The organism is Actinokineospora sp. PR83 (assembly GCF_021056305.1).
Lineage (GTDB): Bacteria > Actinomycetota > Actinomycetes > Mycobacteriales > Pseudonocardiaceae > Actinokineospora > Actinokineospora spheciospongiae.
The window spans coordinates 57,146-67,777 of record NZ_JAJCXD010000043.1 but is presented as its reverse complement, the minus strand read 5'-3'; the positions used below and the strand labels follow the sequence as shown (position 1 = coordinate 67,777).

Annotated in this window: 9 protein-coding genes; all 9 read right to left on the bottom strand. The window is 73.0% G+C overall.

What is annotated here, in order from left to right; all coding sequences use genetic code 11:
- Positions 1–842: hypothetical protein (locus L6E12_RS16390; protein ID WP_236228785.1), on the bottom strand; the 842-nt coding region annotated here is incomplete at its 3' end.
- A 548-nt stretch (positions 843–1,390) separates the two neighbouring features.
- Positions 1,391–1,579 (bottom strand): hypothetical protein, encoded by a 189-nt coding sequence (locus L6E12_RS16385; protein WP_236228784.1) that lies wholly within the window; start codon positions 1,577–1,579, stop codon positions 1,391–1,393.
- Positions 1,580–1,642: 63 nt separating this feature from the next.
- Positions 1,643–2,377, bottom strand: a complete 735-nt coding sequence (locus L6E12_RS16380) for a hypothetical protein (protein WP_236228783.1) — start codon at positions 2,375–2,377, stop codon at positions 1,643–1,645.
- Between the two features lie 36 nt (positions 2,378–2,413).
- Positions 2,414–3,610, bottom strand: a complete 1,197-nt coding sequence (locus L6E12_RS16375; RefSeq protein WP_236228782.1) for a lanthionine synthetase LanC family protein — start codon at positions 3,608–3,610, stop codon at positions 2,414–2,416.
- A 23-nt stretch (positions 3,611–3,633) separates the two neighbouring features.
- The gene (locus tag L6E12_RS16370) at positions 3,634–3,792 is read right to left on the bottom strand and encodes a hypothetical protein (RefSeq protein WP_236228781.1); all 159 of its coding nucleotides are present in this window, start codon (positions 3,790–3,792) and stop codon (positions 3,634–3,636) included.
- Between the two features lie 62 nt (positions 3,793–3,854).
- Positions 3,855–6,326: a hypothetical protein gene (locus tag L6E12_RS16365; protein WP_236228780.1), complete on the bottom strand. Its 2,472-nt coding sequence runs from the start codon at positions 6,324–6,326 to the stop codon at positions 3,855–3,857.
- The gene (locus L6E12_RS16360; protein ID WP_236228779.1) at positions 6,316–7,272 is read right to left on the bottom strand and encodes a thiopeptide-type bacteriocin biosynthesis protein; all 957 of its coding nucleotides are present in this window, start codon (positions 7,270–7,272) and stop codon (positions 6,316–6,318) included. The genes L6E12_RS16365 and L6E12_RS16360 overlap by 11 nt, the downstream gene beginning before the upstream one ends.
- Before the next feature lie 81 nt (positions 7,273–7,353).
- Positions 7,354–7,641, bottom strand: coding sequence for a hypothetical protein (locus L6E12_RS16355; RefSeq protein WP_236228778.1), 288 nt, complete (start codon positions 7,639–7,641; stop codon positions 7,354–7,356).
- 590 nt (positions 7,642–8,231) lie between these two features.
- Positions 8,232–10,604 carry an excinuclease ABC subunit UvrA gene (locus tag L6E12_RS16350; RefSeq protein WP_236228777.1) on the bottom strand — a complete coding sequence of 791 codons (2,373 nt, stop codon included), beginning with the start codon at positions 10,602–10,604 and terminating at the stop codon, positions 8,232–8,234.
- Between the last annotated feature and the right edge of the window lie 28 nt (positions 10,605–10,632).

The window sequence follows — 10,632 nt, the reverse complement described above, 5'->3', positions numbered from 1 at the left end:
GGGGGGTGGGAGGGCATCGGGTGGGGGGTCAGATGCTTAGAGGGCGCGGGGTGAGAGGGCGCAGGGGGAAAGGGCGGGAGGTTGGGGGGCAGGGGGTGAGGGGTGAGGGAGTGGAAGGTCAGGATGGGGGCGGCCAGGGCGGCGGCGATTTCGGGTTGCAGGCGGGTTTGTTCGTGCAGGCCGACTTCGATGTTGGCCAAGAGCAGGAGTTCGGTTCGGGCCTTCGGGTCCTCGGTGAACCTGGCGCGGTAGTAGTGGGTGAAGGCCTGCTGGAGGTAGTGCTGGCCGTTGGGGGGTGGGCCGGGGCGGAGGGTGGCGCAGAAGGCGGTGATTCGCTGGTTGTCCGGGGTTTGGTCGTGGGCGAATTCCGTCAGGAAGCGGGCGAACTCGTGGGCGATTTCAGCGAAGACCTTGAGGTTGCCCCTTGCTCCGGCGTCGCTTGCTGGTTTCAGGCGGGTGAGGGTGGCGATGGTGTGGTGGAGCAGGCGTTCGGCGCCTTGGCGGGCTTGGTGGGGGAGTGCTCGGCGCAACACCCCGGTGAGCAGGGTGGCTATGGCGGAGGACTCGGGGGAGGCGGTGAGGAGTCTTTCGGCCAGGCGGCGGGGGTCTTCCTGGCGGATCGTCTGGCCTACCTGCTTGGAGGCCCACACCGCGAAGGTGCACCAGTTGGCCGAGCCGCCGGTGAAGTCGGTGAGGGCTCGGGACAGGGCGTGGTAGCAGTGGGTGATCATCAGGTTGCGGATGACCGGGTCGGGGTGGGCGGCGATGCGGGTGACGTCGGCGACCGTCGGGGTCGGGGGGCTGGTGGGTTCCTGCTCGTCCGCGCGGAGGGGGGTGGTCATCGAGGGGGCCTTCCTGTCCGGGGTCCGCAGGGCCATGACAGGAGTCGCGCGGGTGGGGGTTGGTGTTAGGGGTGATTTGCCGGTTGTTCGGGGGGCCTGGTGGGGACGGTGGTTGAGGGGGAGTCGGCTGCTGGACTCCGTTGGCGCGGTCGCTCGGGGGTGGGGGCAGTCGGCCAATGGGTGCCGGTTGTGTGGGCGCTTGGGACGGGAGCAGTTGGGTCGCTTGGCTTCAGTGGGGCGTTGCATGGGGCGGGGCGCCGGTCTTCGCCTGTGCGGTCACCTCGGATGGGAGCAACTGGCTGCGGGGCTTTGGTGGGACGGGTCGCTCCGGGTGAGGGCAGTCGGCCACGAAGTTCTACTGGCGCGGTCGCTCCGGGCGGGAGTGGTTGGCCACTGGGTTCCGCTGGGGTGGTCACACCGGGCGGGGGTAGTCGGTCGCCGGGTTTGGTGGGGTGGTCGTTTCGGACGGGAGCGATCGTGCGTCGGGTTCCGCTGGGGTGATTGCTGAGGGCGGGAGCAGAGTCGGTTGCTGGGGCTTGGTGGGGTGGTTACTCGGGGCAGGGGCAGTCCGGGGTGGAGTCGGTCAGCCGGGAGCAGAGCAGGATGGAGCCGGGGGAGGAGCTGACCTGGAGCGTTCCGCCCGGGCGGGTAGTCAGGAACACGGTCACCGCCTCGGCGCCCTGGTGCGGCTTGGTCGGCTTGCTGTCCAGGTTGTGTCGCGCGTTCGGTGGTTGCACGAGACAGGCCTGCCGCCGCTGCTGCGGCAGGCCGCAGGATGCCGAGGAGGGGGTAGCGGAGCGTCAGGTCCTCGGTGAGCGCCGCGGCGACGGCGGTTTGCATGGCTCCGAAGGTCGGGAGGAGGGTGACTCCGCCGCTTGCCGATGACGGGGTGATGATCGAGTTTGGACCATCACGTCGACCAGGATGATCATGAACATTCCGGCCGGTTCAGTGTGGAACACCATGGCCAGGACGATCCGATGCCGCCGTGGGTCAGGCCGCTGACGGACAGGCTCATCAGCAGCAGGGCGCACTGCTCCGGGCGCCGGAACAGCAGCAAGAGCAAGGGACGCGTACAGGGCGACCACCCCGGCGGCGCCGAGCAGTGTGGCAGGCAGCAGCGCCGAGCGGGGGAAGCCCGTGGGCACCAGGCGGCGGTCGAAGTCGGCTGAGCGGCGGACGGCGGTGAACGTCACGAAGTCGATGAGCGGGGTGACCGCGTTCATCGCACCGGAGGTCATCCCCAGCTCGTTGGCGTCCACCGAGGTGGCCCGTCCGGCGGGGCGGGAGTGGACATCGATGGGTTCGCTGGGGATGATCACGTTCACCAGCAGCGGCCACACCGGGATGAACACCAGCACCAGGGTCGGGGCGACCCGGTTGCGGGAGTGCTGGGTGATCTTGTGCCTGGTGGCGTTGGACAGTGAGTCGCGCCGGTCACCTTTCGGGCAGTGGCTGAGGCTCGTCGGGTGTAGGTCGAACTCGACGTCGCGCAGCACCTCGTGGCCCCGGGAGGACTTGTGCGGGTCGACCACCCGTGTGCTCCCTTGGGCCCTCTCAGGACATCTCGGTCAGGACAGTGCCAGGCAGCGCAGCCAACTCCGGTCGGCGCCCGCGGTGGTCAGCAGTGCGGCCAGCACCCCGGTGGCCCCGGACAGCAGGGTGGTGTCGGTCCCGGCGAGGCGTGCCACCCGGTCTAGCCGGTCGTGCAGGTGCCCGGTGAGCCAGTCTCGCAGCGCGGCGGCTGGGGCGGACGCGGTGTGGCGGGCGAAGGCGTCGACCACGAGCAGCACCCCGGCCGCGCCGTGGCAGACGCCCAGTCGGTCGCTGTCGCGGTCGCCGTCGAGGTGTACGTCGGCGTCGAAGCCCCCGCACAGCGTTCCCACCGCCCGCACCGCGAGGTCGCACAGGTCGTCCCCGCCCGGGGCGCCCGCGCGGACCAGGGCCCGCCCGGCCGCCCACAGCGCCCAGCTCACCCCGGGGTTGCCGTAGCACCAGCCCTGCCGGTGGGCGACGGCTTCCGGTTCCCCGCCCGCGGCGTGGCGCCAGGACACGATGCCCGCGCCGTCGACGTAGAGCCCGGCGACCAGCCAGGTCGACAGGTGCGCCACGGCGCGGACCGCCTCCTCGGTGGGGTCCACCGCCGACAGCGCGGCCAGGACCCCGGCGGCGCCGTGCGCCAGGCCGGTGACGACGTCGCCCTGGGTCCAGCCGACCAGTGGGTGGTCGCGGTGGGCGCCGATCCGCAGGCCCGCCAGGTCGGGGGTGGCGGCGAGGGCGGCCAGGTGCGCGGCCGCGCCTGCCCGGGGTGTTGCGACCGGTTGCGCCAGCAGCGTCCCGGCCGGGCCGCTGACCAGGTCGTAGTCGGTGAAGCCGACGGCCGTGGTGCGCCACGGCCTGCGGTCGGCCGCGGTGGCCAGTGACCGCGCGGCCCGCTGCGCCGCGGGGCCGACGTCGGGTCGGACCCCGGCGATCAGGCACAGCCCGGCCACCAGACCGGACAGCCCGTCGTGCAGGCCGGTCCCCGCCCGGCCGCGCAGGCCGGTGCGCAGCCACAGGTCGGTGGTCTCGTGGCAGGTCCGGCGCTGGTCCTCGGTGGCGTCGGGGTGCGCGGTCACCAGGGTGGCGAGCACGGCCGGACCCAGGTCGGATCCGGCCGTGCCCATCGGGTGACGAGCCGTCCAGGAGGTGAGCACGTGGTCCGCGACGAGCAGCAGGTCCCGCGTCGAGGCGTTGCGCGGGGTGGTCGATACGCCGGGAACCGCCATGTCCCGCTCCCTTCCGGCTCAGCTCAGCAGTACCAGTGCCAGGACCAGCCACCGCCGCAGCCGCCGCTGCACGCGAGCAGGGAGATGGCCTCGCCGCGGTCTGCCGAGTCCAGTTCGGTGATCTGAGCGTCGAGCTGCTCGACGAGTTCGTCGAGGTCGGCGAGTTCCACTGTGGATTGCACGGTGTTCTCCTTCGCTTGACTTCCCCACCGGTGGACCCGGTGGTGGTTGGGGTGAGTCGGCGCTACACCGCCGTCACGAACCGGTTCGCCGCCTCGGCCTGCGGGTTCAAGCCGCGCCACGCCCTGGCCGCGCGGTCGGCCACCCGGGCAGGCCCGGGGTCCGGTGGGAGGCGGACGACCAGTTGGGCGGCGAGCCCGTGGCCGAGTTCGTCGCGCACCGGCAGGTGCTCCGGGTCGGGCAGCATCTCCTCCAGCACGAGCGCGGGGACGGCGGGGTCGGCGAGCAGGCGGTCGAACACGCGCAGCGCGGTGACGCTGTCCAGGTCGACCGGGCGCGGTCGCCGCCCGCCCGCCGCACGCGCGAAGTTCCAGCGCGGGGCGCCGGTGGTCGCGCGCAGGTCCGCCAGCCGCCGCACCCGCTCGACCACCGGGGCGCCGGGGTCGGGCAGGGCCGCGCGGTCGACGCGGACGGTGGCCCCGGCGATCACCAGCCCGCCGTCGAGCACCAGCCGGGGGGTGCGGGCGCGGCCGGGGAAGGCCGCGGCGGGGTCGCCCAGGAGCAGCGGCGCGGCCAGGTGGCCGATGGGCGCGGCGGCGCTGAGCAGGGCCACCACGACGTCCCACGGCGCCATCGGCGTCCGGGTGGCGTGGCAGACCGGCCACAGCGGTCTGCCGTCGTCGTCCTCGGCGACGACGCGCCCGTCCTGCCTGCGCACCAGGATGCGGTCCAGCGGCAGGTAGCGCCCCGGTCCCGCCTGCCCGGCGAAGTAGGTCGACAGGTCGGCGTCGCCGGTCCAGGTGCGGGTGTAGCGGGGTCTGCGGACCGCGTTGGCGCTGCGGTCGTGCTGCGGGGGCACCAGGACCTCGACGACCTCCGCCCCGCACCGGGCGGTGACCTCGGCCAGGAAGCCGCGGTAGTCCTCGACTTGCGGCACCCGGCCGTGCAGTTGGTGCAGCGCGTCGGCGAACCGGGCGTCGAGCACCCCGGCGGGCAGCACGGCCTCCAGCACCGCCACCGGACCGTCGCCTGCCAGCGGACGCACCAGGCAGTCGACCGGCCACGGCGGCAGCGCCGCGGGCGGGGCGCCGAGCTGGTCGAGCGCGGCGGCGTTGATGTCGACCTCGTCGGCGTCGGCGTGCCGGGCGAGCCAGTCGGCCAGCCGCCGGTAGGCGCTGCCCGGTCGCGGTTCGGGCCACTGGGCGGCCGGTGGCGTGGGCGGGCGGTGCTGCGCGCCGTCGAGGAACTCCGCGACGACCTCGGAGGCGGGTCGGGGTTCTGGGCCGACCAGGTCGAGCACCGGGTGGCCGCCGCCGGTGCCCCCGGCGCCCTCGGCCAGGACCGCGCCGAGCCTGCCCGCCTGGGCGACGAGCCCGGCCAGCCGGGTCACCGCGCCCGCCGGGACGTGCCCGCGGCCGCGGCGGTAGACGTCGACGAAACCCCTGTCCGGCACCGCCCCGCGCGGGTTGGGCGACCAGTCCCGCAGCTTCGACACCGGCTGGGCGGAGAGCTGGAGCACGCCCAATCCGACCAGGTGGCGCAGGAAGGCGCGCACCGTCGGGTGGTGCCGTTCTTCCGGGGCGAGCAGCCGGACCACGTCGGCGGTCCGCAGCGCCCCGGGGCCGAGCAGGCGCCGGACCGCGTCCACCGCGGGGGTTTGGCGGATGCGCACCACCCGCAGGCCCTTGGTGCTGTCGTGGTCGGCCACCCAGCAGCACAGCCGCGCCTCGCGCACCCAGTGCAGGCCGGTGATGCTCAGCCAGGCGTCGGGCAGGTCGGCGGCCGTGGCCAGCACCCGGCGGTCGGCCTGGATGTTCGACAGCGAGTGCACGGCGTAGTCGGTTACCTCGAACCCGGGCAGCAGCCGGGTGTCGCGGTCCGGGGCCACGCCCACGAGCGCGACCTGCCCGAGCCAGCCGCGCGGTGTCGTCTTGAGCGCCGCCCGCGACAGCAGGCGCAGCAGGTAGTCCGCGCGCTGGCGCAGCCGCTTGTCGGTCCACCGCTCGCCCGTAGCCAGCCGACCGCGGATCTCGTCGAGCACCTCGGGGGCGGTCTGGGAGACCACCCTGGCGGCGGTGGGGGAGCCGGTGACCAGGTTCCACGGCAGCGCGGCGAGCCTGCTCCGCTCGGCGAGCACCGCGTCCGCACACTCCGCGCGGGCGGTGGTCAGCGCGGTCGACCAAGTCGCCGCGCGGACCAGGTCGTCGGTCAGCGCCTGCGGCACCCCGAGGGCGACGCCCACGACGGCCAGGCGCCTGCACCGCGGCTCGTCGACCGGTTCGCCGCGGGTGAGCTGCCTGCGCAGGGTGATCGCCGAGGTCCGCACCGGCGCGGGCAGGTCGGGGTGCGGCACCAGGTCGGCGCTCACCCGCTCGGCGAGCCCGGCGGCGAACGACCGGTGGTCGGTCTCGTCGCGGCTCAGCCGCCGCAGGGCGTCGAACAGCCCGGGGTTGCCCGCTTCGGCGACCAGGGCGGCCGGGACACCGGAGACGCGCAGCAGCCCGGCGGGTCCCTCGGGGCGGAAGTCAGCGGACACGGCCGTCCGCCCCGGCGAGCGCGGTGGTGATCAGCGCCTGGGTGCCCGGGCTCAGCGCGGCGCGGTTCCAGTGGAAGACCGTGTGGTAGCAGGCGGCTTCGCGCGGGCCGACGACGGCGCGCTCGGTGCCGAAGTACTCCGCCCACCACCGCCTGCACAGCGGGCGCACCTGTTCGGCGTGCCGGTCGGCGAGCGCGCGGACGTCGGCGGGCAGCGCCGCGGCCAAGGCATCGGGATCGGCCCAGTGCGCGCGCAGCCGCGCGGTGACCGGGCCCTCGACCGGGGGTGACCCCGGTGGCGTGCGGCGACCGGAGTCCGCCACCCGGCCCCAGACGTCGCGGTCCTCCCAGCCGACTACCCGCAACCCGTCGAACACCGCGCGCAGCATCAGCAGCGACAGCGCCCAGGCGGGGGTCTTGCGCGCGGTGGTGTGGTGGTCCAGCCAGGTCAGCGAGTCCACTGTGAACAGGCGGTGCACGTGCCGCATGGACTCGTCCCCGCCGAACAGGTGCGCCTCCGGTTCGTAGACCGCCGACCGCACGCCCCGGACCAGCCCGGCCGCCCGCCACCGCTCGGCGTGGCGCCGGACCTCGGCGCGGACGAACTCGCCGCGGCCGGGGGCCGGGGCGAACCGCACCCGCAGCCCCGGCGGCTTGTGCATGAAGAAGAACTCCGCGGCCGTCCCGCCGTCGAGCAGCTCGTGCGCGGTCGCGGCCAGCTCCGGGTACAGCGCGGACAACCCGCCGGGCGCCACCTCCAGGCCGAGCTGCACCCACCCGCCGCCGCGGGCCGCGCGCAGCGCCGCCGTGCCCGCGGCCAGGAACGTCCGCTGCGCGTCGGCCAGCTCGCCGTCCGCGACGCCGGAGAGCGCGCTCGCGCAGTCGGCGAGGAACGCCGCCATCGGGGCCACCCCCTCGGACGGGGGCGCGGTGGTGGACAAGGACATGTCGACTCCACTCGGGGTGCGGGAGGTGGTCGGGTGCGGAGTGGACCGGTGGGGGCCGGTTCCGTCGCGCTCCGGTGGAACTCAGGAGGCGTCGTCCGGCTCCACCTGGGCCAGCAGCCAGCCGCCGTCGCACTTCCACGAGTCCGATTCCAGCGCCCCGGCCTGCTCGACCATCGTCCCCACCTGCGTGCAGAAGTTCTCGGTGCCGAAGAAGAACACCGGGATCCACGCCTCCTCCGGCGTGGGCGCTGCCGCCGCCGCGGGTGCGGGCGGGTTGTCCGCGGGGACGGGCTGCGCGGCGGCGGCGCCTGCCGAGCCGACGGCGAACGCGGCTGTGAGCAGGGACGCGGCGAGGGCGGTGCGGATCATTTTCTTCCTCCTGGTGGGATTTCACGTCCCGCCCGCGGAGCGCGGGCGGTGGTCGGTGGTGCGCCGGTCAGCGGTCGCGGTGGACGACGGTGTCGGCGAGCACCCGCCGGACGGGGCGGGGGATCGCGCTGTCAGCCCGCCAGGAAATCGTCGAGCACGGCGTCGACCTGGCGCCGGATCAACGCCTTCCCGGAGACCGGCGAATGCGGTTCCATTTACGTGGCAAGTGACACTTGCCCTCCCAGGTGTGCTTTCACGCCACGCTCGGAGAAAGGTGGCGGTTGGTGTTGTCAGCAATTGCTTCTCGAACGTAACACTCGTTCAAGGCGTCGTCAGTAATATTACCGGCCCTTTTGCTCTGCCAGCCATTAGCGGAGCCTCGGTATACCGATCGGGGGTGGGCGACCGGCCGGGAGACACACTCCGTGTCGAGCAGGTTCGCCTGATGGTGCCGCGTTTTCTTGTGGTGTGAGATGTTTGAACGGGCAAGTCAAGCCCCGGTGCGGAAGACCACCTGTGGAGGCGGGGGACAAACAGGCTTTCGAGTGAGAAACCGGAACCCGTCCGGATTTCCGGTCGGGCATGGTCGGTCAGGCGCCGACGTAGTCCGCGAGGTGTTGCCCGGTCAGGGTGGAGCGGTCGGCGACGAGGTCGGCCGGGGTGCCCTCGAACACGACCCGGCCGCCGTCGTGGCCCGCGCCGGGGCCGAGGTCGATGATCCAGTCGGCGTGCGCCATGACCGCCTGGTGGTGCTCGACGACGATCACCGACTTGCCGGAGTCGACCAGCCGGTCGAGCAGGCCGAGCAACTGCTCCACGTCGGCCAGGTGCAGGCCCGCGGTCGGTTCGTCGAGCACGTACACCCCGCCCTTGTCGGACATGTGCGTGGCCAGCTTGAGCCGCTGCCGCTCGCCGCCGGACAGCGTGGTCAGCGGCTGGCCGAGGCTCAGGTAGCCCAGCCCGACGTCGGCGAGCCGACCCAGGATGGCGTGCGCCGCCGGGATGCGCGCCTCGCCCGCGCCGAAGAACTCCTCCGCCTCGGTCACCGACATCGCCAGCACCTCGGCGATGTCGCGCCCGCCGAGCCGGTACTCCAGCACCGACGCCAGGAACCGCTTGCCCTCGCACTCCTCGCAGGTGGCGGCCACCCCCGCCATCATCGCCAGGTCGGTGTAGACGACGCCCGCGCCGTTGCAGGTGGGGCAGGCGCCCTCGGAGTTGGCGCTGAACAGGGCTGGCTTGACGCCGTTGGCCTTGGCGAACGCCTTGCGGATCGGTTCGAGCAGCCCTGTGTAGGTCGCCGGGTTGCTCCGCCGCGAGCCGCGGATCGGGGTCTGGTCCACCGACACCACGCCCGCCCCCGGCGGGATCGAGCCGTGCACCAGCGAACTCTTGCCCGAGCCCGCGACCCCGGTGACGACGCACAGCACCCCGAGCGGGATGTCGACGTCGACGTCGCGCAGGTTGTGCCTGGTGGCGCCGCGCACCTGCAGTGCGCCGGTGGGGGTGCGCACCGACGGCTTGGGCTTCGCCCGGTCGTCGAGGTGGCGGCCGGTGGTGGTGCCGCTGGCCCGCAGCCCGTCGAGCGGGCCCTCGTAGCAGACGGTGCCGCCCGCCGCGCCCGCGCCGGGACCGAGGTCGACGACGTGGTCGGCGATGGCGATCGCCTCCGGCTTGTGCTCCACCACGAGCACCGTGTTGCCCTTGTCCCGCAGTTGCAGCAGCAGGGTGTTCATCCGCTGGATGTCGTGCGGGTGCAGGCCGGTGGTCGGCTCGTCGAAGACGTAGGTGACGTCGGTGAGCGCCGACCCGAGGTGGCGGATCATCTTGACCCGCTGCGCCTCCCCGCCCGACAGCGTCCCCGAGGGCCGCTCCAGCGCCAGGTAGCCCAACCCGATCTCCACGAACGAGTCGAGGGTGTGCAGCAGCGCGGCGAGCAGCGGCGCGACCGACGGCTCGTCGAGGCCGCGCACCCACTCGGCCAGGTCGCTGATCTGCATCGAGCAGGCCTCGGCGATGTTGACGCCGCCGATGCGCGAGGAGCGGGCCGCTTCGCTGAGCCGGGTGCCCGCGCACTCCGGGCAGGTGGTGAAGGTGACCGCCCGGTCCACGAACGCCCGGATGTGCGGTTGCAGCGCCTCGCGGTCCTTGGCCAGGAACGACTTCTGGATCTTCGGGATCAACCCCTCGTAGGTGAGGTTGACGCCGTCGACCTTGACCTTGGTCGCCTCCTTGTACAGGAAGTCGTTCATTTCCTTCTTCGTGTACTCGCGGATCGGCTTGTCGGGGTCGACAAAACCCGACTCGGCGTAGACCCGCACCGTCCAGAAGCTGTCGGACTTCCAGCCGGGGATGGTGAACGCGCCCTCGGAGAGGGACTTGGAGTCGTCGTAGAGCTGGGTCAGGTCGATGTCGGAGACCGAGCCCCGGCCCTCGCAGCGCGGGCACATGCCCCCGGTGATGGCAAAGCTGCGCCGCTCCTTGACCGTCTTCCCGCCGCGCTCGATCGTGACCGCGCCCGCGCCGCTGATGGAGGCGACGTTGAAGGAGAACGCCTGCGGTGAACCGACGTGCGGCTGCCCGAGCCTGCTGAACAGGATGCGCAGCATCGCGTTGGCGTCGGTGGCGGTGCCCACGGTGGACCGCGGGTCGGCACCCATCCGCTGCTGGTCGACGATGATCGCGGTCGTCAACCCCTCCAGCACGTCCACGTCGGGCCGCGCCTGCGTCGGCATGAAGCCCTGCACGAACGCGCTGTAGGTCTCGTTGATCAGCCGCTGCGACTCCGCGGCGATCGTGCCGAACACCAGGGAGCTCTTGCCCGAACCGGAGACGCCGGTGAAGACCGTCAGCCTGCGCTTGGGGATCTCGATGCTGACGTCGTCGAGGTTGTTCGCCCGCGCGCCGTGCACGCGGATGAGGTCGTGGCTGTCCGCGCTGTGGCCTGCCGCCCTCGTGGTCATGTCTTCGTCGTCTCCATCCGTGGGGCGG

What these genes read in the sequence shown, in the direction of transcription:
- L6E12_RS16375 (WP_236228782.1), bottom strand. Translation starts at nt 3,610, where the DNA reads ATGGCGGTTCCCGGCGTATCGACCACCCCGCGCAACGCCTCGACGCGG.
- L6E12_RS16360 (WP_236228779.1), bottom strand. Translation starts at nt 7,272, where the DNA reads ATGTCCTTGTCCACCACCGCGCCCCCGTCCGAGGGGGTGGCCCCGATG.
- L6E12_RS16355 (WP_236228778.1), bottom strand. Translation starts at nt 7,641, where the DNA reads ATGATCCGCACCGCCCTCGCCGCGTCCCTGCTCACAGCCGCGTTCGCC.
- L6E12_RS16350 (WP_236228777.1), bottom strand. Translation starts at nt 10,604, where the DNA reads ATGACCACGAGGGCGGCAGGCCACAGCGCGGACAGCCACGACCTCATC.